Consider the following 26,914-nt stretch of genomic DNA (forward strand, 5'->3'; position numbering starts at 1 on the left):
TGCCTTTCAGCTTTCCCGCAGGGAGCGGCCGGTCTTGGTGAGGAACACGTCGTCGAGACTGGGCCGGTGCAGGCCGATCGTCTCAAGCTCGATCCCGGCGCCGTCCAACGCGCGCAGGATCTGCGGAATGGCGACCGCCCCGTCGTCGACGAACAGCCGCAGGCCGCCCTCGTCGGGTGTCTCCAACTTGGTCACGTACGGCTGGGTGTCCAGCACCTCAGCGCCGCGTGCCGCCTGCCCCCGGATGCCGATCTCGACGATGTCCCCGGAGATCTCCCGCTTGAGCGTGGCCGGCGTGCCCTCGGCGACGATCTCGCCGTGATCCATGATCGCGATGCGGTCGCACAGCGCGTCGGCCTCGTCGAGGTAGTGCGTGGTGATGAAGACCGTCATGCCTTCGGCGCGGAGCCGGCGGATCTCGTCCCACATGTGTGCCCTGCTCTGTGGGTCGAGCCCGGTGGTCGGCTCGTCCAGGAAGACGATGCGCGGCTCGTGGATGATGCCGAGCGCGATGTCCACCCGCCGCCGCTGCCCACCCGAGTAGGTCTTGCACTTGCGGTCGGCGTACTCGCTGAGCTGGAAGGCGGCCAGGGCCCGGTCGGCTCGTTCCCGGGCCTCCGCCTTGCCCAGTCCGTACATCCGGGCCTGGAGCACCAGTTCCTCACGGGCGGTCGAGTCGTCCCAGGTGCTGCCGCCCTGGGCGACGTAACCGATCCGGCGGCGTACCTCGGCCGGGTCGGTACGCAGGTTGGCGCCGGCGATGACGGCCTCGCCACCATCCGGTTCGATCAGGGTGGCGAGCATCCGCAGGGTGGTGGTCTTGCCTGCACCGTTCGGTCCGAGGAAGCCGAAGATCTCCCCTTCCCGCACCAGCAGGTCGACGCCGCGGACGGCCTCCACCTCTTTCTTTTCCCGTCCCTGCCGGGAGCGGAACGACTTCCGCAGCCCTTTGGTCTCGATCATCTCTGCTCCTGGTCTGGCCGGGCCGGCGCCGGTCGCTGGCCGCATTCGTCGACACCGCCGGGCCGCTCCTGACGGCCGTCGGGGTCGACGGTGATCCCGGGGCCACGCCAGTGGCGCCCAACCCCAATCGCGTCGCGGAGCACGCTAACGCGATATAGCTTCGTTGGTCAAGCTTGAATATTAACGGTTGAACTGGATCAGCGGGAGCTGTCGGCGTTCGCGCCCCCGGCGCCGGAAGCCGGGCCGTCGGCGGCACCCGGCCCCTCGGCCGTCGCGCCCTGGCGCACCTGGTCCCGCCAACCGGCCCAGCCTTCGCCCGGTGACAGTTCAACAGGCAGGTACGACACTCCCGCCTCGATCTGGTCGGCGACCCGCTCGCACCAGGCCGCCTCGGCCTCACCCCGCGCGATCCACAACTCCATCATCCAGGCGACATTGGTTGGCTTCGATTGAATCCAGAACGACTCCACCGACGCCTGTACGGAAGCCACGCTGGCGGCGAGCATCCGGGCCCGGTTACGTAATGCGGCCACCGCCTCCTCCCGAGGCAGCACGGGCAGGAAGGAGAACGCGGCGAGAAACGGGTCAGCCGGTTGGCGCAACTCCCACCACAGTTCCCGGAGCATCCCCTCGAACGCGTCGATGCCCTTGTTGGTGATCTCGTACGTGGTCCGCGCCGGCCGGGCGCCGACCTGCTCGGTCGCGACCGCGCGCAGCAGTTCCTCCTCGGTCAGTTTGCGCAGCGCGTGATAGATCGAACCGGGCTGGACATTTGCCCACTTGTCGGCGTTCCAGCTCAGCAGCTCACGGCGCACGTCGTAGCCGTGCACCGGCTGCATCCACTTGACCAGGCCGAGGATCATCATTCGGGTGGCAGACACCCGTCAAGCGTAATAGCCAAATTTGAGTAGCGGGCGGTTGTCCCCGCTGCTGGCGCGCGGTGCCGCGCGCCGGCAGCGGGGACAACCGCCCTTCCTGTCGGGACGGGCGCTACGCCGTCACCTCGGCCGGACTCCGCCGGCTCCGCGGGCTGTCGGCGAGCTTGAGCCAGACGACCCCGCCGATGATGACGGCCAGCCAGGAGGCGCGGACCGGGCTCAGCACCTCGTCGAAGAAGACCGGTCCGAGAAGTGCCGCGCCGACGGCGCCGATACCGGCCCAGACGGCGTAGCCGATGCCGACGTCGATCGCCTTGAGGGCGACGCTGAGGCAGAACAGGGTCAGCAGGAAGAAGATGGCGGCGGAGATCGACCATCCGAGGATGGTGAAGCCCTCGCTGCCCGCCACACTGAGCGCGTAGCCGACCTCGAAGGCTCCGGCCAACAGCAGCACCAGCCAGGGGCCGGCCTTCCTGGTGTTCGCGGTGGTGGTCATCGCATCTCGTCCTTTCAGGTTGGTGGGGGTGCGACGGTTCACGCTGCTCCGCTGAGCTGGAGGCCGACGACGCCGGCGATGACCACGGCGATGCCGAGGGCCTTCTTCCAGTTCAGGCGCTGGTTGAGGAAGAGCGCGCCGACGATGACGATCCCGACCCCGGCCACGCTGGTCCAGATGGCATAGCCGACGCCGACGTCGAAGGTGAGCAGCGCGAGGCTGAGGAAGAAGGTGGCGATCGCACCGCTGACCAGGGTGCCGATCGTCCAGCCTGGTTTCGTGAAGCCCTGCGCCTTGCTGGCGAGGATGCCTACGGCGACTTCGAAGATGACGGCGATGCCCAGGTAGAGCCAGCTCATGATGGTCTTCCTTTCGAGTCCATGGCGCCCTTTCCGATGGGAATTCCAATGCATGTACATGCAGGTATAGGAGCGCGTGGTCGCGAACCCGCCACCACGGACCCTGGCAGTCAGTCCGCGACGAGGGCCCTGACCGCACCGAGAGCGAGGCCGAGCTGCCCCAGGTCGAGGTGCGGAAAATGCCCGGACGCCTGACTCAACAGCTCCCGAACCCGCCGCTCGTAGGGCTCCCGCACCTCACGCAGCAACGTCTCACCCTCCCCGGAGAGGACCGCGTAGACACCACGCCCGTCATCCGGGCAGAGGTCCCGACGCGCGAGCCCCTTCGCCTCCAGGCGGCTCACCAACCGGGTCACCGAACTCTGACTCAACCCGACCCGCTGCGCGAGGTCATTGACCCGCAACTCCTTGTCCGTCGCCTGACCGAGGAGGGCGAGGGCGCGGAACTCCGTGAGCCCGACCCGGTACGCATCCGCGAGCCACCTGTCCAGGTCGGCGTCGACCGCGGAAGCGAACGCGGCGACCCGTGACCACGCGGCACTCAGGCCGGCATCACTGACCGGGGTCTCACCGGAGGACGACTGCATGTACATGCAAATACCGTAGCGCCCGCCAATCCGCTCCGCAAGTCACCCCGACCGGCGGAACGACCCGTCCACCCCGGGGCGAACTCCACGAATAATGACGGTCACCGATGACGCATCCCGTTCAGATCACACCGAGCCATCGTTAAGTTGATCAAGTAGACCGATACACTCCCGGGCAGTAACGTCCACTCCTCGCCGGAAGAAGGGGAACCCCCGCCGTGCGCAAGGTACTCATCGCCAACCGGGGCGAGATCGCCGTACGGGTCATCCGCGCCTGCCGGGACGCTGGGCTGAGCAGCGTGGCCGTGTACGCGGACTCCGACCGGGACGCGTTGCACGTCACCCTGGCCGACGAGGCGTACGCGCTGAGCGGCGACTCGGCCACCGACACGTACCTCCGGATCGACAAACTGCTGGACGTCGCCGCCCGGGCCGACGCCGACGCCGTACACCCCGGTTACGGCTTCCTGTCCGAGAACGCCGACTTCGCCGAGGCGGTGATCGACGCCGGTCTCACCTGGATCGGCCCCACCCCGCAGGCGATCCGCGACCTGGGTGACAAGGTGACCGCGCGGCACATCGCGCAGCGGGCCGGCGCGCCACTGGTACCCGGCACCCCGGACCCGGTGGGTGGCCCGGACGAGGTGATCGCGTTCGCCGTCGACCACGGCCTGCCGGTCGCCATCAAGGCCGCGTTCGGTGGCGGCGGTCGCGGGCTCAAGGTGGCCCGGACGATGGAGGAGATCCCGGCGCTGTTCGAGTCGGCCACCCGGGAGGCGGTGGCCGCGTTCGGTCGGGGCGAATGCTTCGTCGAGCGTTACCTGGACAAGCCGCGGCACGTCGAGGCGCAGGTGTTGGCCGACCAGCACGGCAACGTCGTGGTGGTCGGCACCCGGGACTGCTCGTTGCAGCGCCGGCACCAGAAGCTGGTCGAGGAGGCGCCGGCGCCGTTCCTCACCGACGAGCAGCGGGGACAGATCCACGACAGCGCCAAGGCGATCTGCCGCGAGGCCGGCTACCACGGTGCGGGCACCGTGGAATACCTGGTCGGCGCCGACGGCACCATCTCGTTCCTGGAGGTCAACACCCGCCTCCAGGTGGAACACCCGGTCACCGAGGAGACCGCCGGGATCGACCTGGTCCGCGAACAGTTCCGGATCGCCGACGGGGAGAAACTCCGGCTCGGCGCCGACCCGACGCCGCGAGGTCACTCGATCGAGTTCCGGATCAACGGCGAGGACCCGGGCCGCAACTTCCTGCCTGCCCCCGGCACGGTGACCGAGTTGCGGCTGCCGACCGGCCCCGGGGTCCGGGTGGACACCGGCATCTCCGCCGGAGACGTCATCGGCGGCAACTTCGACTCGCTACTGGCCAAGGTGATCATTACCGGCGAAACCCGTACCGAGGCGCTGGAGCGGGCCCGCCGGGCGCTGGACGAGATGGTGGTCGAGGGCATGGCCACGGCGCTGCCGTTCCACCGGCTGGTGGTTCGCGACCCGGCGTTCACCGGTGCGCCGTTCGCCGTGCACACCCGGTGGATCGAGACCGAGTTCGCCAACACCGTGCCGGCGTACACCGGGGGCGCGGGTGGGGCCGACGCGCCGGCGGAGCGCGAGACCGTGGTGGTCGAGGTTGGCGGCAAGCGGCTGGAGGTCACCCTTCCCGCGGGCCTCGGCGCCGGTACGACCACCGTGGCCGGCCCCGGAGGCGCCCCCGGCGCCCGGAAGCCGGCCCGGCGTGGCAGGGGTTCGAAGGCGGGGGCGGCGGCCGGCGGTGACACGTTGACCTCGCCGATGCAGGGCACCATCGTCAAGATCGCCGTGGCCGAGGGTGACACGGTGGCCGAGGGCGACCTGGTGGTGGTGTTGGAGGCGATGAAGATGGAGCAGCCGCTGCACGCGCACAAGGGCGGTGTGGTGGGTGGCCTGAGTGCCGAGGTCGGCGCCGTCATCACCGCTGGCGCCGCCATCTGCGCAATCACCTGAGGGCGACCGCCGCCGCTTCCCGGACCGCGTCGGCGAGGGAGCGCAGCACCACCGAGTCCAGCCGCCAGTGTTGCCAGTACAGCGGCACGTCGACGTGCCGGCCGGGAGCGAGGTCGACGCACCGCCCACCGGCCAGGTCCGGGCGGGCCAGGGCTTCCGGGACCAACCCCCAGCCCAGGCCCAGCCGGATCGCCTCGCTGAAGCCGGGGACTGACGGGACGTACCGCACCGGGGGATCCAGCAGGCGGCCCGTCACCGCCCGGATGAACCGGTGCTGCGTCTGGTCCCGCCGGTCGTAGACCATCACCGGCGCGGCGGCGAGGGCGTCGGGGGTCAATCCGTCCGCGAAGTACCGGTCGGCCAGCGCCGGCGCGGCCACGGCGAGGTACCGCATGGCACCCAACCGTTCGACCCGGCAGCCCTGCACGGGCTCGCTCTCCGCGGTGACCGCCGCCATCGCCGTGCCGTCCCGCAGCAGTTCCGCCGTGTGCCCCTCGTCGTTGGTGTGAATCTCGAAGGCGAGCCGAGGCTCCGCCGGTAGCCGGGCCAACGCGTCGAGAAACCAGGTGGCGAGGGAGTCGGCGTTCACCACGAGGGCCACCCTGGTCCAGTCGGGACCCCCGGCCGGCGCGATCCTGGCGGCGTCCAGCGCCTCCCGTTCGAGGAGTGCGAACTGTCCGGCGAGCCGGAGCAGCGGCTTGCCGGCGTCGGTCACCCGGGATGGCCGGGAACGGCGGACCAACACCTGACCGACGGCCGCTTCGAGCGCCTTGATCCGCTGGCTGACCGCCGAGGGGGTGACGTGCAGGGCCTGAGCGGCGGCCTCGAAGCTGCCCTCCGCCACCACCACGGCGAGGGTGCGGAGCTGACTGGAGTCAAGGTCAACCATAAGCTCAGCTTAATGACCCATAGAAAGGTTAGCTGGAATGCGATGGCGGACCGGCCTACCGTCGCCTCGTGACCCACCCCGTACCCAACTCATGATCAATTCGATGGTCGCCGGCTTCTCGGTGACGCTCGCCCTGATCGTGGCGATAGGCGCCCAGAACGCCTTCGTCCTACGTCAGGGACTGCGCCGGGAACACGTGCTGCCGGTGGTGTTGACCTGTGCGGTCTCCGACGCCCTGCTGATATCGGTGGGCATCGCCGGGTTGGGTGCGCTGGTGACGGAGCGGCCCACCGCGATGCTCGCGGTCCGCTGGCTGGGCGCGGCCTTCCTCGCCGGGTACGCGGTACTGGCCGCCCGCCGGGCGTTGCGCCCCACCTCTCTCGTACCCGCGGACCGGCCCCCCGCCGCGCTGCGTGCGACGCTGCTGACCTGCCTGGCCTTCACCTATCTCAACCCGCACGTCTACCTGGACACAGTGCTGCTGATCGGCTCGGTGGCCCAGCGGCACCCGTACCGTTGGTTGTTCGGCGTCGGCTCGGCGCTGGCCAGCGCGGTGTGGTTCACCGCGCTCGGCGTCGGCGCCCACCGGCTGGCGCCGGTGCTTGCCCGGCCCGCGGCGTGGCGGGTGCTGGACGGCGTGATCGCGGTGCTGATGGCGGCACTCGCCGTGTCACTGCTCGTCGGTTGACGTGGGATACCTAACCATCGCAGAGCGAGTCCGGTGCCGACCGGCGATGATGGCCGGGTGCGGTTCATCTCCGGCGCGGCTCCCGCGCACGATCTGACCTACAGCGACGTCTTCATGGCCCCGGCCCGCTCCGAGATCGGGTCCCGGCTCGACGTCGACCTGTCCACCTCCGACGGCACCGGCACCACGATCCCGCTGGTGGTCGCCAACATGACGGCGGTCGCCGGGCGCCGGATGGCCGAGACGACGGCCCGGCGCGGCGCGCTGACCGTGCTGCCGCAGGACATCCCGATCGACGTGGTGGCCGAGGTGATCTCCTGGGTGAAGCGCCGGCACCTGGTGCACGACACCGCGATCACCCTCGGGCCGACGGATACCGTCGGTGACGCAATCCACCTACTGCCCAAGCGCGCACACGGCGCCGTCGTGGTGATCGACCCGGACGGCCGGCCGCTCGGCGTGGTCACCGAGGCGGACACCGAGGGTGAGGACCGGTTCGCCCAGCTCCGACACGTGATGTCCACCGAGCTGCACACCGTACCGGCCGAGGCCGATCCACGAACCGGCTTCGACCGGCTCTCCGCGGGGCGGCGCCGGCTGGCTCCGGTGGTGGACTCGGACGGTCGGCTGGTCGGGGTGCTGACCCGCAAGGGCGCCCTGCGAGCCACCCTCTACCGGCCGGCGCTCGACAGCGACCGACAGTTGCGGGTGGCGGCCGCCATCGGCATCAATGGCGACGTGACGGGCAAGGCCGCCGCGCTTGTCGAAGCCGGCGTGGACACGCTCGTCGTCGACACGGCGCACGGCCACCAGGAACGGATGATCTCGGCGCTGCGGGCCGTCCGCAAGGTCGACCCGCCGGTCCCGGTCGTCGCGGGCAACGTGGTGACCGCCGACGGGGTACGGGACCTGGTTGACGCCGGCGCGGACATCGTGAAGGTCGGCGTCGGCCCCGGCGCGATGTGCACCACCCGGATGATGACCGGGGTGGGCCGGCCGCAGTTCTCCGCCGTGCTGGAGTGCGCCGCCGAGGCGGCCCGGGTGGGCCGGCACGTCTGGGCGGACGGCGGGGTCCGCCACCCGCGCGACGTGGCGCTGGCACTGGCCGCCGGAGCGTCCAACGTGATGATCGGTTCCTGGTTCGCCGGCACCTACGAGTCCCCCGGTGACCTGTACGTCGATCCGGACGGCCGCCGCTACAAGGAGAGCTTCGGGATGGCCTCGGCACGGGCGGTCAGTGCCCGGACCGGCGACGACAGCCCGTTCGAGCGGGCCCGCAAGGCGATCTTCGAGGAGGGCATCTCGTCGGCCCGGATGCACCTGGACCCGCACCGCCCGGGGGTGGAGGACCTGATCGACGAGATCGTCGCGGGGATCCGCAGCGCCTGCACCTACGCGGGTGCGGCGAACCTCGCCGAGTTCCACGAGCGTGCGCTGGTCGGGGTGCAGAGCACAGCCGGGTACACCGAAGGGATGCCGCTGCCGACGAGTTGGTGACGGCCCGGCCCGCCTCTCGTCGGGCCGGGCGGCGCCGTCCGGACGTCCATTCATTCGAAGAGGCGGCGGAGGACCGGCCGGGCGGCGACCGCCGGATCGGGGCCTACCGGTTCCGGCAACGCGCCGGCGAGCCAGAGTGACGCGAACCCGTGCGCGATGGACCAGGCGGCGAGGGCGTCCCGGTCCGGGTCGCCGCCGGCCAGGCCGTCGACCCGGGCCCGCAGCGCCTGTCCGGCACGGGTCCGCGCGGCCACGACCTCGGGGTCGTCCGCCCGGTACAGCTCCGGCCGGAACATCACCTCGAAGTGGGCCCGGTGCCGGGCGGCGAAATCGACATAGGCCATGCCGGCCGCGAGCAGGTCGTCCCCGGCCGACCGTAACCTCTCGGCGAGCCGGTTGAAGCCCTCGGCCGCGAGGGCCGTGAGCAGCCCGGCCTTGTCGCCGAAGTGGTGGGCCGGCGCCGCGTGCGACACGCCCGCCCGGCGGGCCAGGTCGCGAAGGCTGAGTGCGGCGACGCCGGTTTCCTCGACCGCTTCGACCGCCGCCGCGAGCACCGCTCGCCGTAGGTCTCCGTGGTGGTACGCACGCGGTGTCATGCCCGTCACCATATCTTGTCGTTGACAAGATGCGTCATCCGGACCAGTCTTGTCAGCGACAAGATTGACGCGACGGATGGAGCGGCCCGATGGCACCCCTCATCGCCCTGATCGGCGGATTCCTGCTGGCCCGGCTGGCGGGCCTGGTCGGTGTCGATCCCCTGGACGGCTGGCACCCCGCCCTCCGGGTCGGCCTGGCGGTGATGTTCGTCGTCACCGGCCTGGCGCACTTCGTGGGCCGACGGGACGACCTGGTGGCCATGGTGCCACCCCGAATGCCGCGGCCCGACCTGCTGGTCACGATCACCGGCGTACTCGAACTGGCCGGCGCGGCCGGGCTGCTAGTCCCGGCCACCGCCCGGCTCGCCGCCGGGGGGCTCGCCCTGCTCATGATCGCCATGTTCCCGGCCAACGTCTCCGCGGCCCGCCGCCACCTCACCCTGGGTGGCCGTCCGGTAACGCCACTGCCGCTGCGCACCCTGCTCCAGGCGGTATTCCTGGCCGCCGCTGTGGCGGTGGTCGTCGGATATTAGTTTGGCCCCTAATGGTGAGGGGGCTAATCTAGCCGCGTGGAGCTGCTCACCCCCCGGGACTTTCCGCTCGGCCGGCTGATCGACCTTGCCGCCCGCTTGATGTCCCAACGCTGGAGCCGATACCTCGCCGAGCATCACGGGCTGACCCCCGCCGGGATGTCCGTGCTGTTCACCCTCGCCCAGGGTGGGCACATGACACACCGGCGGATGGCCGAGGTCTGTTACGTCCGACCGGCCACACTGACCGGCATCGTCGACACGCTGGAACGCAGCGGCCTGGTCGAGCGGCGCCGCGACGCGGCCGACCGGCGGGCGGTGCATCTCGCGCTGACCAGCGAGGGCGAACGGCACGCCCGGGAACTGCTCGGCGTCATCTCCACCGACCGGCCGCTCACCTCGGTCGACGCCGACCCGGCCAAGGCGGCCGTGATCCGCGAGTTCCTCCTCGAACTGATCCAAGCCACCTCCGAGGGAGAGGACCCGACAGTGATCGAGGCACATCTCCGGGGCGGGCGGACGCCGGGCGGTGAACCGTGCTGACTCGCCTGCTGCGCACCAACCTTCGGCCCTACCGTGCGCCGCTCGCCGGTGTGGTGCTGCTCCAACTGGTCGGCACCATCGCGTCGCTCTACCTGCCGAGCCTGAACGCCGACATCATCGACCGGGGCATCGCGCTCGGCGACACCGGCTACATCGTCACCACCGGCGGCTGGATGCTGCTGGTAAGCCTGGTGCAGATCGCCTGCTCGATCGCCGCCGTCTACCTCGGCGCCCGCACCGCGATGGCCTTCGGCCGCGACGTACGGGCCGCCATCTTCGGCCGCGTCGGCACGTTCTCGGCCCGGGAGGTGGCCCAGTTCGGTGCCCCGTCCCTGATCACCCGCAACACCAACGACGTGCAGCAGGTGCAGATGCTCGTGCTGATGTCCTGCACGATGCTGGTGGCCGCCCCGATCATGATGATCGGGGGCGTGATCATGGCGCTCCGTGAGGACCTCGGCCTGTCCTGGCTCATGGTCATCAGCGTGCCCGTGCTGGCCCTCGCGATCGGCGCGATCATCCGGCAGATGATGCCGCAGTTCCGGCTCATGCAGACCCGAATCGACACGGTGAACCGGGTGCTGCGCGAGCAGATCATGGGCATCCGGGTGGTCCGGGCATTCGTCCGGGAGCCGTACGAGACGGAGCGTTTCGGCGTCGCGAACGCCGAACTGACCGCCACCGCCGTGCGTACCGGCCGGTTGATGGCCCTGATCTTCCCAGTAGTGATGTTGGTGCTCAACACCTCCAGCATCGCGGTGCTGTGGTTTGGGGCGGGCCGGGTCGACGCCGGCCAGATCCAGGTCGGCGCGCTGACCGCCTTCCTCGCCTACCTGATGCAGATCCTGATGGCGGTCATGATGGCCAGCTTCATGATGATGATGGTGCCGCGCGCGGCGGTCTGCGCAGAACGGATCACCGAGGTGCTGGACACGAGGTCCTCGGTCGTCCCGGCCAGCCGGCCGGTCACCGATGTCACCGGTCACGGCGAACTCGAACTGCGTGGCGTGGAGTTCCAGTACCCCGGCGCGGTCGCCCCGGTGCTGCGGGACATCTCGTTCCGGGCCACCGCCGGGCAGACCACCGCGATCATCGGCAGCACCGGCGCCGGGAAAACCACACTCGTCTCCCTGGTACCCCGGCTCTTCGACACCACCCGCGGTCAGGTGCTTGTCGACGGAGTGGACGTCCGCGACCTGGACCCGGAAGTGTTGTGGCGCCGCATCGGGCTGGTGCCGCAACGGCCGTACCTGTTCACCGGCACGATCGCCAGCAACCTCCGGTACGGCAACTCGGACGCCACCGCCGAGGAACTGTGGGCGGCGCTGACGGTCGCTCAGGCCCGCGACTTCGTCGCGGCGCTACCGGAGGGACTGAACGCGCCGATCGCCCAGGGCGGCACCAACGTTTCCGGCGGGCAGCGACAACGCCTGGCGATCGCCAGGGCCCTGGTCCGCCGACCGGAGATCTACCTGTTCGACGACTCGTTCTCGGCCCTGGATCTGGGCACGGACGCCCGGCTGCGGGCCGCCCTGGCACCGGTTACCGCCGACGCCACGGTGGTGATCGTCGCGCAGCGGGTCTCCACGATCATCGACGCCGACCAGATCATCGTGTTGGAGGACGGCGCCATCGTGGGCCGCGGCCGGCACGACGAACTGCTCGACAGTTGTCCAACGTACGCCGAGATCGTGGCGTCCCAGCAGACCACGGCGGTGCCGGCATGAGCGAACGCACCGAGCGAAGCGAGGGCCGTGAGCCCATGCCCAGCCAGCCCGGCATGAGCGAACGCACCGAGCGAAGCGAGGGCCGTGAGCCCATGCCCAGCCAGCCCGGCATGAGCGAACGCACCGAGCGAAGCGAGGGCCGTGAGCCCATGCCCAGCCAGCCCGGCATGAGCGAACGCACCGAACGCACCGACGAAGCCACGCCGAGGCGCCTTCCGGAGGCCGGTACGCAGGCGCGGCGCGGCCACTGGATGAGCGCCGGGATGCCGACCGAGAAGCCGATGACCTTCGGCCCGTCGGCCCGACGGCTGCTCGGCCTGCTCGCGCCGTACCGGCTGAGCCTGGTCGTCATCATCGGCCTCGCGGTGATCAGCGTGGGCCTCAGCGTCATCGGGCCACGGGTCCTCGGCTGGGCCACCGACATCATCTTCTCCGGCGTCATCGGCAAGCAGCTGCCGCCGGGGACGACCGCGGAGCAGGCCGCCGAAGGCGCTCGGGTGTCGGGCAACGGCACGTTCGCCGACATGCTCTCCGGGATGCACGTGGTGCCCGGGGTCGGGATCGACTTTCCCCTGCTGTCCCAGGTGCTGGCGCTGGCTCTCGGCCTGTTTGTCGTATCCAGCCTGCTCGGCTGGTGGCAGGGCTACCTGCTCACCGGAGTGGTGCAACGGGCCATCCTGCGGCTGCGGGCGGACGTCGAGGACAAGCTCAACCGCCTGCCGTTGCCGTACTTCGACCGGCAACCGCGCGGCGAGTTGCTCAGTCGGGTCACCAACGACATCGACAACGTCGGGCAGAGTCTCCAGCAGACCCTGAGCCAGTTGCTCACGTCGCTGCTCACCGTGGTCGGCGTACTCGTGATGATGTTCGTGGTGTCCCCGTTGCTGGCGCTTATCGCGCTGGTCGCCGTGCCGTTGTCGGTGCTGGTCACGCAGCGGATCGCGAAGCGCTCGCAGAAGCAGTTCATCGCGCAGTGGACGCACACCGGGGCGTTGAACGCCCAGATCGAGGAGGCGTACACCGGGCACGAACTGGTGAAGGTCTTCGGCCGGCAGCGGGAGGTGGAGGCGGCCTTCGCCGACAAGAACGAGGAGCTGTTCCGGGCCAGCTTCGGTGCCCAGTTCGTGTCGGGAATCATCATGCCGGCGATGATGTTCATCGGGAACCTCAGTTACGTGGCGATCGCGGTCGTCGGCGGGCTGCGGGTGACCTCCGGGGCGATGACCCTCGGTGAGGTGCAGGCGTTCATCCAGTACTCCCGGCAGTTCACCCAGCCGCTGACCCAGGTGGCCTCGATGGCGAACCTGCTCCAGTCCGGGGTGGCCTCCGCGGAGCGGGTGTTCGCCGTGTTGGACGCCGGCGAACAGCGTCCCGACCCGAGCGTCGCGGCCCGGGTGAGCGACCCGCACGGCCGGGTGGAGTTCGAGCGCGTCTCGTTCCGGTACGAGCCGGACAAGCCGTTGATCGAGGACCTTTCGCTGGTCGCCGAGCCGGGCCACACGGTGGCGATCGTCGGTCCGACCGGCGCGGGCAAGACCACCCTGGTCAACCTGATCATGCGGTTCTACGAACTGGACGCCGGCCGGATCACGCTGGACGGTGTCGACATCACCGCCATGCGCCGGGACGAGTTGCGCGGGACGATCGGCATGGTGCTGCAGGACGCCTGGCTGTTCGGTGGGACGATCCGGGAGAACATCGCGTACGGCAATCCCGAGGCGAGCGAGGAGCAGATCCTCGCGGCCGCCCGGGCGACGTTCGTGGACCGGTTCGTACGCAGCCTCCCAGAGGGCTATGACACCGTGATCGACGAGGAGGGCAACAACGTCAGCGTCGGCGAGCGGCAACTGATCACGATCGCCCGGGCCTTCCTCGCCGACCCCGCGCTGCTCATCCTCGACGAGGCGACCAGTTCGGTGGACACCCGCACGGAGGTGTTGCTCCAGCACGCGATGGCGGCCCTGCGAACCGACCGGACCAGCTTCGTGATCGCGCACCGGCTCTCCACCATCCGCGACGCCGACCTGATCCTGGTGATGGAGCAGGGCCGGATCGTGGAGCAGGGGACGCACGACGAACTGCTCGCCGCGCGGGGCGCCTACCACCGGTTGTACCAGGCCCAGTTCACCCAGGCCGCGGTCGATCTCGACGCCGAACTGCCGACCGGAGGGGGACCGGCCGGGGCGGTGCCGGCCGGGGCGGTGCCGGCCGGGGCGGTGCCCGGCGTCACGCCGGGCGGCCCACGCCGCGCGGGCGGCTCGGCCGAAGGCGGCTCGGGTGAGAGCGACACGGAAACCACGGAGGTACGCCCCAAGGCCCCGATCGGCCCCTAGGGCCTCGCTCCCCGCAGATCTTGTAGTTGCGGCTCCGGAATAAGCGGCGAAAGACGCGAATAGCCAGCCCAAACTTCAAGATCGCGGGGAGGGTCAGGGGGTGGGGCGGGGTTAGGCGGGAGTGGTGGCGGCGGTGATGAAACGGCGGGCCTCGGCGACCGGCATCGGCGGCAGGTTCCGGCCGTCCCGCAACCGCAGCGCCACCTCCCCCGCGTCCACCTCCCGGGCACCCAGCACCGCGAGGTGTGGCACCTTTGCCGCCCGCCGGATCCGGGCACCGAGCGAGCCGTCGACCGCGAGTTCGGCACGCAGCCCGGCGGCGACGCACTCCCGCACGAATCCGGCGGCGGCGTCGACCTGCTCCGGCCCCACCGGCAACGCCACCACCTGCACCGGGGCGTACCACGCCGGGAACGCGCCGGCATGCTCCTCGATCAGGTACGCGAACAGCCGTTCCATGCTCCCCACGAGACTGCGGTGCACCATCACCGGACGCTGCCGGCCGCCGGCGGAGTCGACGTAGGACAGGTCGAACCGTTCCGGCTTGTCGAAGTCGAGTTGCACGGTGGACAGGGTCTGCTCCCGACCCGCCGCGTCCACGACCTGTATGTCGATCTTCGGACCGTAGAACGCCGCCTCCCCGGGCCCCTCCTCGTAGTCGGAGCCGGCCAACGCGGCCCGCAGCAGGTCCTCCGCCCGGCGCCACTGGTCGTCGTCGCCCACGTACTTCTCCCCCGGCCCGCGCAGCGACAGCCGGAACCCGGCGGGCCGCACCCCGAGCGCGGCGTGGGCCTGCCGGATCAGGTCGAGCACCTCGGCCACCTCCGCCCCGACCTGGTCGAGGGCGCAGAAGTTGTGCGAGTCGTTCAGGTTCATCGCCCGGACCCGGCTCAGGCCGCCGAGCACGCCGGAGCGCTCCGAGCGGTACTGGCCGCCGATCTCGGCGATCCGCAGCGGCAACTCGCGATAGGACCGGCCGCGCGCCCGGTACACCAACGCGTGGTGTGGACAGAGCGCCGGCCGCAGCAGCAGTTCGTCGTCCTCCGACAGCCGCATGCCGGGGAACATGTCGTCGGTGAAGTAGCCCAGATGTCCGGAGAGTTCGAAGAGTTCCCGCCTACCCAGCGGTGGCGAGTAGACGTGCTGGTAGCCGGCCCGGCGTTCCAGTTCCCGGACGTACTCCTCGACGGCGTGCCGGGCCGCCGCGCCGGCCGGCAGCCAGATCGGCAGGCCGGCGCCGCTCAGCGGATCGCTGTGGAACAGGCCCAGCTCGCGGCCGAGCTTGCGGTGGTCGATCATCATGTTCTCCTTCGGGTACGCCCGGAGCAGCCGACCCGCGCGTCCCGCGCGCTGCCGGCCCCGCTCCGGATCCGCGCCCCGGTCGAGAGAACGACGAAGCCCCGGAACGGATCGTCCCGGGGCCTGTGTGACGGATGCGTCAGCGCGGCACGCCGGGGATTCCCGGCGTCGTCGTGACCATTGCCGCGTTAACCATGTCCCGGACGCTAGGCGGCCGGGTATCCCGTCGCAAGGCATTTACCGCGGATAGGCCGAGACCCGTGGCGGCCCGCCGCGCACAGATCATGGACACTTTCCGTTCGGATACGACGGTACGTGTCCATGATCCGCACAGGTTGGATTGGTGAGCGATGATCAGCATCCCGGCGGGGCGGGTGACGCTGTCGGACCGGCGGACCCAGCGCAGCTGGACGGTCGAGCTGCGGCCGTACCGGATCGCGGTCCATCCGGTCACCCAGACCGAGTACGAGCTGGTTACCGGGGAACGCCCGAGTGCGTTCCGGGGTGATGCGCTGCCCGTCGAAAGCGTGTCCTGGTGGGACGCGATCCAGTTCTGCAACGCCCGGTCGGTCCGGGAGGGGTTGACCCCCGTGTACCACGCACACGCCGACGGGGAAGGGGTCGACTGGGACACCTCCGCCGACGGCTACCGGCTGCCCACCGAGGCCGAATGGGAGTACGCCTGCCGCGCCGGCACCACCGGACCTCGCTACGGCCCGCTTGACGAGATCGCCTGGTACCGCGGCAACTCCGGCGAGCGGATCCACGACGTGGGCGGCAAGCGACCCAACCCGTGGGGCCTGTACGACATGCTGGGCAACGTGTGGAACTGGTGCTGGGACATCTACGACGCCGAGGTGTACGGGAGCTACCGGGTGCTGCGCGGCGGCGGATGGTTCGACGAACACTGGAGTTGCCGCGCCTCCGTGCGGCGGCGCAGCCATCCGACCTTCCACACCGACGACGTGGGGTTCCGCGTCGTCCGCTCGGGCGCGGACTGAGCCGAGACCGCCGACGCTGGCACGGCCGGGCCGGGCCGGGCCGGGTCGGGTCGGGCCGGGCCGGGCCGGGTCGGGTCGGGCCGGGCCGGGCCGGGTCGGGTCGGGCCGAGTCGAGTCGAGTCGAGTCGAGTCGCAGCGTGGACAGACCGCGGGCGCGGAACAGACGGCGGGCGCGGAACGGCCGTGGCGCGGGCCGCCGGCGCGGGACCCGCCGACGGCCCGGGGCGCGTCAGCGACGTCCGAAACGGGGGACCCGCCGTCGCCCGCGCGCACCTGCCCCCACGGTACGCCGGTCGAGGGACGCGCCGCCTACCCGCGACGGCGGTTTCGACGCCGCGCTTGGGTGGCATGGGGACGCGTGTCCGGCGTCACCTCCAGGTGGGCCGGTCGATCGGGCGAAGGACGACGGTCCACCATCGAGACACGCCATCCGTACCCGCCGAAGGCGGCCACCGTGCCAGAACTGCTGAGCACTGCCAGCATGCCGATGTACGCGTACCTGCTGCTGCTCGGCCTGCTGGTGCTGGACGCCTTCGTCCCGCTGGTGCCCACCCAGGCGCTGATGATCACCGCGGGCGCGCTCACCGCGTACGGCCAGCTGAGCCTGCCCTCGACGATCGCCGTCGCCGCGGTCGGCGTGATCGCCGGCGACCTCTGCTGCTACCTGCTCGGCCGGGCCCGACCGCACGGCGAACCCGGCGGCTACCGGCCCCGGCACGTCCGGCGCGGCCGGGCCACCCGACTCGCCGGGGTGCTACGCCGCCCCGGGCCACTGACGCTGCTGGTGTGCCGGTTCGTGCCGGGCGGCCGGATGACCGCCTGCTTCCACGCCGGTCGGACCCGGTATCCGGTCCGATCGTTCCTGGGCTTCGAGGCGCTGGCGGCGCTCGGCTGGGCCGGCTACGGCGGCCTGGTGGGCAACCTGGGCGGCACCGCCGTCGCCGGATCGGGCTGGCGGCTGGCGCTGGTGGCCACCGCGGCGGCCGGCACCTTCGCCACCCTCGGCTGGGCGCTCACGGTGCTCGCCGGCCGGCGTACGGGCACCTCGGACGACGACACCCACGGACCCGCGCCGGCCACCGGCGACGTCGATGCCGGGCCCGACGGCGGCGGACCCGGTCCCGCTACTCCGGCTCGTGCAACATCAACTGACGGGCCGCCTCGGTCAGCGATCCGGACAACGACGGATAGATCGTGATCGTGTAGGCGAGCTGGTTGACCGTCAGATGGTTCTCCACCGCCATCGTGATCGGCAGGATCAGCTCGCTGGCCTTGGGCGCCACCACCACGCCACCGATCACCTGACCGCTGGCCGGCCGGCAGAACAACTTGACGAAGCCGTCCCGCAGGTCGGCCATCTTGGCCCGGGCATTGCCCGCCAGCGGCAGCATGATCTGCCGGGCCGGCGTCTTGCCGGAGTCCACCTCGTCCTGCGACACGCCGACCGTGGCCAGTTCCGGATCGGTGAAGACGTTTGCCGACACGGTCCGCAGCCGCAGTGGCGAGACCGCCTCCCCCAGCGCGTGCCACATGGCGATCCGGCCCTGCATCGCCGCGACGCTGGCCAGGGGCAGCACGCCGGTGCAGTCACCAGCGGCGTAGACGCCCGGCACGTTGGTGCGGGACACCCGGTCCACCGTGACGTACCCGCCCTGGGCCACCTCGACGCCGTACTCGGCCAGGCCGAGGTCCGCGGTGTTGGGGATGGAACCGACCGCCATCAGCGCGTGCGAGCCGGACACGGTGCGACCGTCGGAGAGTTCGACCTCGACACCGCCGTCCACCCGGCGCACGGCGTTGGCCCGGGAGTTGTTCAGGATGCTCATGCCGCGCGCCCGGAACACCTGCTCGATGGCCATCGCGGCGTCGGCGTCCTCGTGCGGCATCACCCGGTCCCGGCTGGACACCAGCGTCACCTCGACCCCCATGGCCAGATAGGCGCTGGCGAACTCGGCACCGGTCACGCCGGACCCGATGACCACCAGGTGCTCGGGCAGCTCGGGCAGGTCGTACACCTGGCGCCAGGTGAGGATCCGTTCCCCGTCCGGCACCGCGGTGGGCAGCACCCGGGGAGTCGCGCCGGTCGCGATGAGCACGGTTGCCGCGTCGACCGGGTACGGATCACCGCCGTCGGCTGGAGTGACCACCACGCGGTGGGTGTGACCCAGCGTGTCCTCGCCGAGCCGGGCTTGGCCGGTGACCACGGTGACCCCGGCCTTGAGCAGCTTGGCGTGGATGTCCGCGGACTGTGCCAGGGCGAGCCGCTTGACCCGCGCGTGCACCGCCGCCGCGTCGACGGTGACCGCCTCCAGCCCGTCCGAGTCGATCCCGAACTCCTCGGTGTCCCGATAGCCGGTGACCACCTCCGAGCTGGCGATGAAGGTCTTCGACGGAACGCAGTCGGAGAGAACGCACGCCCCACCGGCCCCCTCGGCCTCCACCACGGTGACCTCGGCGTCCAGTTGGGCGGCCACCAGGGCCGCCTCGTAACCGGCGGGGCCACCGCCGATGATCACGATCTGGCTCACCGCGTCCACCCTCCGTCACTGCTCGCTGGAACTTTCTCGTCGACACGCACCGTCGTATTCTCCCCCACCCGCCCCGCGGGCTATCGTCGTCGCCGTGCGTCTGTACGCCGCGTACGGCTCAAACCTCGACCCCGCCCGCATGCGGGCCTACTGCCCGCACTCGCCGATGGTGGGCACCGGCTGGCTGGAGGGCTGGCGGCTCACCTTCGCCGGGGACGGGGAACTCGGCTGGGAGGGCGCGGTGACCACGGTGGTCGAGTCCCCCGGCGACCGGGTGTTCGTCGCCCTCTACGACGTCCACCCGGGTGACGCCAGCCAGCTCGACGATATCGAAGGCGTCACCGCGGGAACTTACCGGAAGCTCCATGTGCGTGTGGTCACGCTGGACGGCGAGGTCACGGCATGGATCTACGTCTTCGACGGGTACGAGGGAGGCCTGCCCACCTCGTGGTACCTGTCGGAGATCGCGAACGCCGCGGAGAAGGCCGGCGCGCCCGACGACTACGTGGCCGAGCTGCGCGACCGACCCACCGGCACCGCGTCCGCCTGACCCGCACCCGGTTGCGCCGGTTCGCCCGCCTGACCCGGCGACACCGCCACGCCCGGCCCGGCTCCGCCGCCACGCCCGACTACGCCGCCACGCCCGGCTCCACCGATCTTTCGAAGATGTCCGCCTCGTACTCGGCCGTCATCCCCACCGCGCGGTACAACCGGACGGCCTCGGTCGGGTTGCTCAGGTCCACACCGAGTCCCGCGTGGGTCCGACCCTTCCCCGCGTACGCGGCGAACGCCCGGCGCAACAACGCCCCACCCACCCCACGCCGCCGGTACGCCCGAAGCACGGCGAGCCGCTTGACCCAGCCCTCGCCATTGTCGACCTGCTGGTCGGAGGACTGGAGAGCGCCCGCCGGCACGCCGTCGACGTGGGCCAGGAACCACTCGTCCCAGGCCACGTTAGGCAGCGCAGCGAGGTCCGCCCGCCACCGGTCGTACGGCGTCGGCGAGTGGTCCGGCGCGTCCCGGAACGCCGTCTCCAGGATGTCGTGCACCAGCCGCAGCTCGGCCTCGTCGTCCGGGTTCACCGGCCGGATAAGCATGCCCGGTGGCGGTGGCGGCGGCTCGGCCGACACGTCGTCCAGGGCACGACGCATCCGGGCGCTCCGTTTCACGAAGGCGAACCCGGCGGCGCGCAGCACCGAGATCCAGTCCCGTTCGGTGGGTACCGCTCCGGCCCGTACCGTCATCCGCGGGTGACCCAGGTCGACCGCCCGCTCGGCCACCCGGAGCAACTGGCGCTGCAGCAGGGGGGCGAGCGCCGGCGCGCCGCCGTCTGGCCGGACGAACACCTCGACGAACTCCTCGGCGTCGTCGTCCGGCCCGTCGAGGTAGGCCCAGCCGGCGACCGCCCCCGCCGGGTCGATGGCCAGCCAGGAGTCCCGGGCCGGATCGGCCTGCCCGGCGGTGAGCGCCTCGCGCACCTCCTGGTCGGTGAACTCGGGCTGCCCGGTGGCGGCCAGGCAGGCCGCCTGCGCCATGGCCAGGATCTCCGGCACGTCGTCGAGGGTGGGCCGGCGCACCTGCCAGCCGTCGGGAAACTCCACGTCGGCATTCAACTCCCTCACGGGCCGGTGCGCCGCCCAATTTCCGACCGGCAATCGGCGATCGGCGCGGGCGCGACGAGTGACGGCAGACGGCCGTCACGCGAAGTGGCCGTCACGGGAAGCCGCCGTCACGGGAAGCGGCGGTTGTCGTGGCCGGTCCGGCTACCGGTCGTCCTCGGCGTCGGCGTCCAGCGCCTCGACGGCCGCCTCCACCTCGCCCGCCCGGCGACGGGCCGCGGTGACCTCGCGCTCGGCGCCCTTGCGGGCCAGCTTGCGCCGGCTCAGCTCGGCCTCGGCGGCGGCCCGTCGTCGCTCCAGTTCGGCCAGCTCGGCCTCGATGTCGGCCAGCTTGGCGGCGCCGTCCCGTTCGCTGTCCCCGGCGCGGTCCAACGCCGACTCGGCCCGGCTCAGCTCCCGCCGGGCCGCCGTCAACTCACGGCTCAGCTCCCGGCGCTGCCGGGCCCGCTCGGCCGCGCGGCGCTTGCGGTCGGCGTCCGCCGCGCCGCCGTCGCCGTCGGCATCGCGGCCCCCGGAGCGGCGCCGCTCCTCGGCCGGCACGTCGGTCTCGGGTCCACCGGTCACCAGCCGTAGCTGCGGTCGGGGCACCTCCCCGAATCCCGCGTAGCTGGTGGCCCGGATCAGCCGGCCGGACCGGACCTGCTCGGCGACCTCGGCGTCGGACAGTGCCGCGTTCAGCGTCGCCTCCACCTCGCCCAGCGGCAGCTTGCTCCCGGACAGGCCCGGGTCCTCCTCGACAGCGAGCGACCGTGCCTCGTCGACCAGGGCGGTCACCGCTCCTCGCCGCTGGCTGGACAGCTCACGCAGTTGCGACCCGCGCAGGTCGCGCTGTGCGGAACGGAGCGCGGCGGCCAGTTCGGCCAGTTCGGCCATCAGCTCCGGACGCCGGATGGCCAGCAGATTGACCAGCCAGGCCGCCACGGTCGGCTTCTTGAGCCGGCCGATCTCTTTGGCACCAGCGGTGTCGCCGGCGGCCCGCGCCGCAGCCGCCGCCTCACCCCGCGCCGCGATGAACCCCTCCGGATGCGCGGCGTACAACCGCTCCACCAGGTCCGCGGAGACCTTCGCCATCAGTCGGGTACGACGGAGCCCGGCTCGATCCGGGCGTACTCGCACTGCGCCAGGCGGGCCAGGTTGGCGTTGGTGAAGCCCAGACCGGCCTCGTTCAGCAGGCCGTCATGCAGCGCGAACGCCCGCCGGGGGCGCACCGCGCGGACGAAGTCGACCGCCTCGGAGATCTTGAGCCAGGGCGCGTGGATCGGCACGAACAACGTGTCCACCGGGGCGTCCTCGGGCGCCGCGAACGAGTCGCCCGGGTGGTAGACCCGGTCGTCGATCAGGTAACCCAGGTTGACCAGCCGAGGGATGTCCGGATGGATCACCGCGTGCTGCCCGCCGTACGCGCGTACCGGCACACCCGCCGCGGTGAACGACTCGCCGGCGGACACCGGCTGCCGCACCGCGTCCGTACCGTCCACCTTGGCTAGGACGTCCGGATGGCCGTACACGGTGAGGCCGGGCCGGCGCCCGGCGGCCGTGGCGATCGCCTCGACGTCCAGGTGGTCCGGATGCTCGTGGGTGACCAGCACCGCGTCCGCCCCATCCAGCACGGCGGGCTCGGTGAACAGGCCCGGGTCGATGACCAGCACCCCGCCGTCGTGCTCGAATCGCAGGCAGGCATGGGAGTGCTTGGTCAATCTCATCGTGACTCCTCCAACGCTGAATCGTGATGTCCTCCCGCGAGTCTGCCGGAACGGCGAACCCCTTGCGAGACGTCTGAGGCAACGACACGTACCCGAACCGAGGAGGACGGCATGCGGGGGAGAACGACCGCGGCGCTGGGCGTCGTGGGACTGGCGATGGCCCTGGTGGTGGGGGGCTGCAGCGCGGGCGGAGACAACAGTTCGGACGACTCGGCGGCGGTAGCGCCGGCCCAGCCGCCCGCCGGGCAGGCCGACGCGGGCGCCGGACGGCCGGAGCAGGGCGGCCCGGCGGAGCAGGGCGGCCCGGCGGAGCAGGGCAAGGCGACGGAGCAGGGCAAGGCGGCCGACGTACGGGCGCCGAACCTGAGCATCGTCTACACCGGCTCCATGGCGGTACGCGTCGACGACGTACCCGCCGCCGCGTCGCGGGCCACCGCGATCGTCACCGGCGTCGGTGGTTTCGTGGGCGCGGACCGGCGCTCCGACGACGGGTCCGAGGAGCGGGCCACGCTGGAACTGCGGGTGCCGGCCGACAGGTTCCACCAGGTGGTGGACCAGTTGGCCGGTCTCGGCGAGCCCGAACGGCGCGACCTGAACAGCCAGGACGTCACCGAGGAGATCGTCGACCTGGATGCCCGGATCGCCACCCAGCAGGCGAGGGTGAACAGCGGGCGGCGGCTGCTCGCCGAGGCCAAGACCCTGGCCGAGCTGGTGTCGCTGGAGAGCGAGCTGGCCAAGCGGGAGGCCGACCTGGCCTCGCTGGAAGCGAAGAAGCGCCGGCTCGCCGACCTGGTCGCGCTGTCCACGGTAACCGTCGAGTTGCTGGAGCGGGGCGCGCCGGCCGCCGCGCCGGAGAAGCAGGACCCGAGCTTCCTGGCCGGGTTGGGTGGCGGCTGGTCCGCGCTTGTCACCGTCGTCCAGGTGCTGCTCCTGGTGCTCGGCGCGGTGCTGCCGTTCGCCGTCGTGCTGGGGTTGCCGGCGCTCGCGGTGCTCTGGTTGATCCGTCGCCTCCGGCGCCGATCGTCCCCCACCCCGGCTGTCCCCGCCGCACCCGCGCCGGCCGGCCCGGCTGTCCCCGCCGCCCGCACCCCCCACAGCGACTAACCCGGCGTCCCGCTCCCCACCCCCACCCGGGTTGATCAAGAGGTTCGCGTCACGGAAGCGCGCTTCCGTGACGCGAACCTCTTGATCAACCCGAGAGGAGGGGGCAGGTCAGGTGGGGAGGGTCAGGGCCTTGAGGGCGGCGTTCACCAGCAGGCGGATGCCGGCCGGGATGGCCTGCTCGTCCACGTCGAAGGTGGCCCGATGCAGGTCCGCGTTCGCCGTGCTGCGACCCACCCCCAACCGGGCGAGGGCGCCGGGGACGTACTCCAGGTACCAGGAGAAGTCCTCGCCGCCCATGCTCTGCGGCGTTTCCGCGATGCCGGTGGGCCCCAACGCCGCGGCGGTCGCCGCGTTCAGCACCCGGATCGCCCGCGCGTCGTTGATCACTGGCGGCCGGCCGCGCAGGTACTCGATGTCGACGGTCGCCCCGGTCGGGGCGATGACGTCCTGCACCACCTGAGCGACGATCTTTGGCGCCTTGTCCCAGGTGTCCCGGTCGAGCACGCGCAGCGTGCCGGAGGCCACCGCTTCGGTCGGGATCACGTTGTATCGGGTCCCCGCGGACGCCTGGCCGAAGACGAGCAGCAATCCGCTGTTGGCCGGCACCCGGCGGCTGACCAGCGCGGGCACCTCGGTAACCAGCCGCCCGAGGGCGTCCACCAGATCCACCGTCAGGTGCGGCCGAGCGGTGTGACCGCCCGGCCCCGTCAGCTTGACCGTGACGTTGTCAGCGGCCGCGGTGATCGGCCCGACCCGGAGGCCGACCTGTCCGACCGGCAGGTTCGGGTCGCAGTGCACCGCGAAGATCTGAGTGACGTCCTGCAGCCCACCCGCTTCGATCACCTCGAGCGAGCCACAGGGCAGGATCTCCTCGGCCGGCTGGAAGATCAGCCGGACCCGGCCCGGCAACTCGCCCCGGTCGGCGAGCCTGGCCAGCAGCATGCCCACCCCGAGCAGCACGGTGGTGTGGACGTCATGGCCGCAGGCGTGACACACCCCGTCCACGGTCGACCGGTACGGCACGTCCTTGGCGTCGGAGAGCGGCAGCGCGTCGATGTCGGCACGCAGTGCGACCACCGGTCCGTCGGGGCGCCCGTCGATGTCACAGAGCACGCCGTTGCCCTTGGGCAACAACCGAGGCGACAGCCCCGCCTGGGCAAGCTCGCGGGCGATCAGCGCGGCGGTCTCGTACTCCTGACCGGAGAGTTCCGGATGGGCGTGGATGAACCGACGGGTGGCGATGAGATCCGGTACCCGAAGGGCGAGCAGCTGGTCAAGATCGAGCGGCAGCGGCTGGGCACCGGGCGGGGGCTCGGGCCAGGACGACGCCAGCGGGCTACTCATGGGCAGGGTCAACGCACTCGTCACGTCGGAATCTCGTTCACTAGAGACGGATGGATCATTCGGAACAACAGCAGACAGCCTAGACCTCCGACGGTGACGCTGCGCAACGTCGTTCCCGTAGCGGTCGGACCGCAGAGCGTCACGTATACCCTGGTGGGAGCGTTCGGTCACGCGTGGAGCCGGGCCCGACCGGTCTTCCAACGCTGACATCTCGCCCCCCACCTCCTACAACGGGTAACGATCTCACCAGTCACGCCGCCCCGGTGTTGGAACCCGGACCTTCGGACGGACGGTCGGATTCCGGGCACTCCGCCCCACCGGGGCGAGCGTGACGAGCACGCCGCGATCGCCGCACCAAGGTCACATGTCACGGACCGGGGAAGTCACACATACTGTCCGCTCCGTCTCCCGACGGTAGCGGGCCGATCGCGCAGCGTTGCCCGAATGGATCACATCGGGCAACTGACGACATCGAGTCCTGGTACCCCAAACCCGCGGCCGACACACGTCACGCGACGAGAGCGGGACGCGCGGGAAGCGACCACCCGGTCAGCCGACCGCCGGCGGTCAGAACCGGTCGCTGGGCTGATAGGTGCCCCACACCTCGCGCAGCGCGCCGCACACCTCGCCGACCGTGGCCCGGGCCCGCAACGCCTCCTTCATCGGATGGAGCACGTTGTCGGTTCCCTCGGCGGCGGCCCGCAGCTTGCCCAGGGCCACCCGCACCACCTCGTCGTCCCGCTCGGCACGCAGCCGGGCCAGCCGGTCGGCCTGCGCAGCCTCGATGGCCGGGTCAACCCGCAGCGGCTCGTACGGCTCCTCCTCGTCGATGGCGAACCGGTTGAGCCCGACCACCACCCGATCCCCGGCGTCGATCTCCTGCGCCACCCGGTACGCGGACGTCTCGATCTCACGCTTCTGGAAGCCTGCCTCGATGGCCTCCACCGCGGAGCCGTGGTCCGCCACCCGGGTCATCAACTCGCGCACGCCCGCCTCGATCTCGTCGGTCATCGCCTCCACCACGTACGAGCCGGCGAACGGATCGACGGTGGCGGTCAGGTCCGTCTCGTACGCGAGCACCTGCTGGGTGCGCAGCGCCAACCGGGCCGCCTTCTCGGTGGGCAGCGCGATCGCCTCGTCGAAGCTGTTGGTGTGCAACGACTGGGTGCCGCCGAGGACCGCGCCGAGCCCCTGCACGGCGACCCGGACGAGATTGACCTCGGGCTGCTGGGCGGTCAACTGGACGCCCGCGGTCTGGGTGTGGAAGCGCAGCATCCACGACTTGGGGTCGGTGGCGCCGAACTCGTCCCGCATCAGCCGCGCCCACACCCGACGGGCGGCCCGGAACTTCGCCACCTCCTCGAGCAGCGTGGTCCGGGCGACGAAGAAGAACGACAGCCGCGGGGCGAAGTCGTCGACGGCGAGCCCGGCGTCGATCGCCGCTCGGACGTACTCGACCCCGTTGGCCAGCGTGAACGCGATCTCCTGCACCGGCGTGGCACCGGCCTCCGCCATGTGGTAGCCGGAAATGGAGATCGTGTTCCATTTCGGCACCTCCGCACGGCAGTACGCGAACGTGTCGGCGACCAGCCGCAGCGACGGCTTCGGCGGGTAGATGTAGGTGCCCCGCGCGATGTACTCCTTGAGGATGTCGTTCTGGATGGTGCCCTTGAGCGCGGTGCCCGGAACCCCGGACTCCTCGGCCACGAGCTGGTAGAGCAGCAGCAACACGGATCCGGGCGCGTTGATGGTCATCGAGGTGGACACCTGGTCCAGCGGGATGCCGTCGAACAGCGTCCGCATGTCGTCGATCGAGTCGATCGCCACGCCCACCTTGCCGACCTCACCGTGGGCCATCGGGTCGTCCGAGTCGTACCCCATCTGGGTGGGCAGGTCGAAGGCCACCGACAGGCCCATGGTGCCGGCCCGCAACAACTGGTGGTAACGCGCGTTGGACTCGGTGGCGGTGCCGAAGCCGGCGTACTGCCGCATCGTCCAGGGTCGGGAGGTGTACATCGTCCGATACACACCCCGGGTGTAGGGGAACTCGCCCGGGTTGCCGACCCGTTCGGCGAGGTCGTCGGCGACGTCGGCCGGGCCGTAGACCGCCTGCAGGGGGAAACCGGACTCGCTCCGCCGTTCGCTCATGACCGGATGGTAGGTCCTCCCGCCCGCCGGTAGCGGTGCGGGATTTCCCACAGCCGTTCGGGTCACGTACCGGGCCGTGTCCGGCCGGTCACCGGGC

The 26,914-nt window shown here is 71.2% G+C and carries 24 protein-coding genes and 1 pseudogene; 11 read left to right on the forward strand and 14 right to left on the reverse strand.

Annotated features, from left to right (window positions below; translation table 11 throughout):
- Positions 1–6: 6 nt before the first annotated feature.
- From ACFQUZ_RS18150 to ACFQUZ_RS18170, 5 genes are all read right to left on the reverse strand, one after another.
- Complete coding sequence (locus ACFQUZ_RS18150; RefSeq protein ID WP_377443613.1) at positions 7–963, reverse strand: ATP-binding cassette domain-containing protein; 957 nt, start codon at positions 961–963, stop codon at positions 7–9.
- 197 nt (positions 964–1,160) lie between these two features.
- Entirely contained in the window at positions 1,161–1,844 is a 684-nt protein-coding gene (locus ACFQUZ_RS18155; RefSeq protein WP_377443615.1) for a PadR family transcriptional regulator, read from the reverse strand.
- A gap of 109 nt (positions 1,845–1,953) precedes the next feature.
- On the reverse strand, positions 1,954–2,337 hold the full coding sequence (locus ACFQUZ_RS18160; RefSeq protein ID WP_377443617.1) for a DMT family transporter: 384 nt from the start codon (positions 2,335–2,337) through the stop codon (positions 1,954–1,956).
- A gap of 38 nt (positions 2,338–2,375) precedes the next feature.
- A complete protein-coding gene (locus tag ACFQUZ_RS18165) occupies positions 2,376–2,696 on the reverse strand; it encodes a DMT family transporter (RefSeq protein WP_377443618.1) in 321 nt (106 codons plus the stop codon).
- Positions 2,697–2,806: 110 nt separating this feature from the next.
- The gene (locus ACFQUZ_RS18170; protein ID WP_377443620.1) at positions 2,807–3,289 is read right to left on the reverse strand and encodes a MarR family winged helix-turn-helix transcriptional regulator; all 483 of its coding nucleotides are present in this window, start codon (positions 3,287–3,289) and stop codon (positions 2,807–2,809) included.
- A gap of 212 nt (positions 3,290–3,501) precedes the next feature.
- Between ACFQUZ_RS18170 and ACFQUZ_RS18175 the strand changes: the two genes are divergently transcribed.
- Complete coding sequence (locus tag ACFQUZ_RS18175) at positions 3,502–5,268, forward strand: biotin carboxylase N-terminal domain-containing protein (protein WP_377443622.1); 1,767 nt, start codon at positions 3,502–3,504, stop codon at positions 5,266–5,268.
- Here ACFQUZ_RS18175 and ACFQUZ_RS18180 read toward each other — a convergent pair.
- Positions 5,261–6,157, reverse strand: a complete 897-nt coding sequence (locus ACFQUZ_RS18180) for a LysR family transcriptional regulator ArgP (protein ID WP_377443624.1) — start codon at positions 6,155–6,157, stop codon at positions 5,261–5,263. The two genes, ACFQUZ_RS18175 and ACFQUZ_RS18180, sit on opposite strands and share 8 nt — an antisense overlap.
- Before the next feature lie 91 nt (positions 6,158–6,248).
- Between ACFQUZ_RS18180 and ACFQUZ_RS18185 the strand changes: the two genes are divergently transcribed.
- Together ACFQUZ_RS18185 and ACFQUZ_RS18190 are read left to right on the forward strand one after the other, a co-directional pair.
- Positions 6,249–6,845, forward strand: a complete 597-nt coding sequence (locus ACFQUZ_RS18185; protein ID WP_377443753.1) for a LysE/ArgO family amino acid transporter — start codon at positions 6,249–6,251, stop codon at positions 6,843–6,845.
- A gap of 57 nt (positions 6,846–6,902) precedes the next feature.
- Positions 6,903–8,342, forward strand: coding sequence for a GuaB1 family IMP dehydrogenase-related protein (locus ACFQUZ_RS18190; RefSeq protein ID WP_377443626.1), 1,440 nt, complete (start codon positions 6,903–6,905; stop codon positions 8,340–8,342).
- Positions 8,343–8,392: 50 nt separating this feature from the next.
- On the opposite strand, the gene ACFQUZ_RS18195 is transcribed toward ACFQUZ_RS18190, so the two are convergent.
- Positions 8,393–8,938, reverse strand: a complete 546-nt coding sequence (locus tag ACFQUZ_RS18195) for a TetR/AcrR family transcriptional regulator (protein WP_377443628.1) — start codon at positions 8,936–8,938, stop codon at positions 8,393–8,395.
- An 89-nt stretch (positions 8,939–9,027) separates the two neighbouring features.
- On the opposite strand from ACFQUZ_RS18195, the gene ACFQUZ_RS18200 reads away from it, so the two are divergent.
- From ACFQUZ_RS18200 to ACFQUZ_RS18215, 4 genes and pseudogenes are all read left to right on the forward strand, one after another.
- Positions 9,028–9,471, forward strand: a complete 444-nt coding sequence (locus ACFQUZ_RS18200; protein ID WP_377443630.1) for a DoxX family membrane protein — start codon at positions 9,028–9,030, stop codon at positions 9,469–9,471.
- Positions 9,472–9,507: 36 nt separating this feature from the next.
- Positions 9,508–10,011 carry a MarR family winged helix-turn-helix transcriptional regulator gene (locus ACFQUZ_RS18205; protein WP_377443631.1) on the forward strand — a complete coding sequence of 168 codons (504 nt, stop codon included), beginning with the start codon at positions 9,508–9,510 and terminating at the stop codon, positions 10,009–10,011.
- Positions 10,005–11,738 carry an ABC transporter ATP-binding protein gene (locus ACFQUZ_RS18210; RefSeq protein ID WP_377443633.1) on the forward strand — a complete coding sequence of 578 codons (1,734 nt, stop codon included), beginning with the start codon at positions 10,005–10,007 and terminating at the stop codon, positions 11,736–11,738. The genes ACFQUZ_RS18205 and ACFQUZ_RS18210 overlap by 7 nt, the downstream gene beginning before the upstream one ends.
- Before the next feature lie 167 nt (positions 11,739–11,905).
- Positions 11,906–13,874: pseudogene (locus tag ACFQUZ_RS18215) on the forward strand (ABC transporter ATP-binding protein); the annotation flags it as partial.
- Positions 13,875–14,182: 308 nt separating this feature from the next.
- On the opposite strand, the gene thrS reads toward ACFQUZ_RS18215, so the two are convergent.
- Positions 14,183–15,370, reverse strand: coding sequence for a threonine--tRNA ligase (thrS, locus tag ACFQUZ_RS18220; RefSeq protein ID WP_377443635.1), 1,188 nt, complete (start codon positions 15,368–15,370; stop codon positions 14,183–14,185).
- Positions 15,371–15,720: 350 nt separating this feature from the next.
- Here thrS and ACFQUZ_RS18225 point away from each other — a divergent pair, with 350 nt between their 5' ends.
- Positions 15,721–16,371: a formylglycine-generating enzyme family protein gene (locus ACFQUZ_RS18225; protein WP_377443637.1), complete on the forward strand. Its 651-nt coding sequence runs from the start codon at positions 15,721–15,723 to the stop codon at positions 16,369–16,371.
- A 454-nt stretch (positions 16,372–16,825) separates the two neighbouring features.
- Positions 16,826–17,569 (forward strand): DedA family protein, encoded by a 744-nt coding sequence (locus tag ACFQUZ_RS18230; RefSeq protein WP_377443639.1) that lies wholly within the window; start codon positions 16,826–16,828, stop codon positions 17,567–17,569.
- Here ACFQUZ_RS18230 and ACFQUZ_RS18235 read toward each other — a convergent pair.
- Positions 17,496–18,899: an NAD(P)H-quinone dehydrogenase gene (locus ACFQUZ_RS18235; protein ID WP_377443641.1), complete on the reverse strand. Its 1,404-nt coding sequence runs from the start codon at positions 18,897–18,899 to the stop codon at positions 17,496–17,498. The two genes, ACFQUZ_RS18230 and ACFQUZ_RS18235, sit on opposite strands and share 74 nt — an antisense overlap.
- Positions 18,900–18,993: 94 nt before the next feature.
- Between ACFQUZ_RS18235 and ACFQUZ_RS18240 the strand changes: the two genes are divergently transcribed.
- Positions 18,994–19,449: a gamma-glutamylcyclotransferase gene (locus ACFQUZ_RS18240; RefSeq protein ID WP_377443642.1), complete on the forward strand. Its 456-nt coding sequence runs from the start codon at positions 18,994–18,996 to the stop codon at positions 19,447–19,449.
- 79 nt (positions 19,450–19,528) lie between these two features.
- Here the strand turns inward: ACFQUZ_RS18240 and ACFQUZ_RS18245 are convergent, their stop codons facing one another.
- From ACFQUZ_RS18245 to ACFQUZ_RS18255, 3 genes are all read right to left on the reverse strand, one after another.
- Entirely contained in the window at positions 19,529–20,521 is a 993-nt protein-coding gene (locus tag ACFQUZ_RS18245; RefSeq protein WP_377443644.1) for a GNAT family N-acetyltransferase, read from the reverse strand.
- A gap of 141 nt (positions 20,522–20,662) precedes the next feature.
- Entirely contained in the window at positions 20,663–21,589 is a 927-nt protein-coding gene (locus tag ACFQUZ_RS18250) for a hypothetical protein (protein ID WP_377443646.1), read from the reverse strand.
- Entirely contained in the window at positions 21,589–22,221 is a 633-nt protein-coding gene (locus ACFQUZ_RS18255; protein ID WP_377443648.1) for an MBL fold metallo-hydrolase, read from the reverse strand. Before ACFQUZ_RS18255 ends, ACFQUZ_RS18250 begins: the two co-directional genes overlap by 1 nt.
- 111 nt (positions 22,222–22,332) lie before the next feature.
- On the opposite strand from ACFQUZ_RS18255, the gene ACFQUZ_RS18260 reads away from it, so the two are divergent.
- Positions 22,333–23,325 carry a DUF4349 domain-containing protein gene (locus tag ACFQUZ_RS18260; protein ID WP_377443649.1) on the forward strand — a complete coding sequence of 331 codons (993 nt, stop codon included), beginning with the start codon at positions 22,333–22,335 and terminating at the stop codon, positions 23,323–23,325.
- 108 nt (positions 23,326–23,433) lie between these two features.
- Here the strand turns inward: ACFQUZ_RS18260 and ACFQUZ_RS18265 are convergent, their stop codons facing one another.
- Both ACFQUZ_RS18265 and ACFQUZ_RS18270 read right to left on the reverse strand, forming a co-directional pair.
- A complete protein-coding gene (locus ACFQUZ_RS18265; RefSeq protein ID WP_377443651.1) occupies positions 23,434–24,693 on the reverse strand; it encodes an amidohydrolase in 1,260 nt (419 codons plus the stop codon).
- A 543-nt stretch (positions 24,694–25,236) separates the two neighbouring features.
- Positions 25,237–26,817: a methylmalonyl-CoA mutase gene (locus ACFQUZ_RS18270; RefSeq protein WP_377443653.1), complete on the reverse strand. Its 1,581-nt coding sequence runs from the start codon at positions 26,815–26,817 to the stop codon at positions 25,237–25,239.
- Positions 26,818–26,914: the final 97 nt, after the last annotated feature.

Origin of the sequence: Plantactinospora sp. GCM10030261, from assembly GCF_042666615.1 — a bacterium.
Lineage (GTDB): Bacteria > Actinomycetota > Actinomycetes > Mycobacteriales > Micromonosporaceae > KBS50.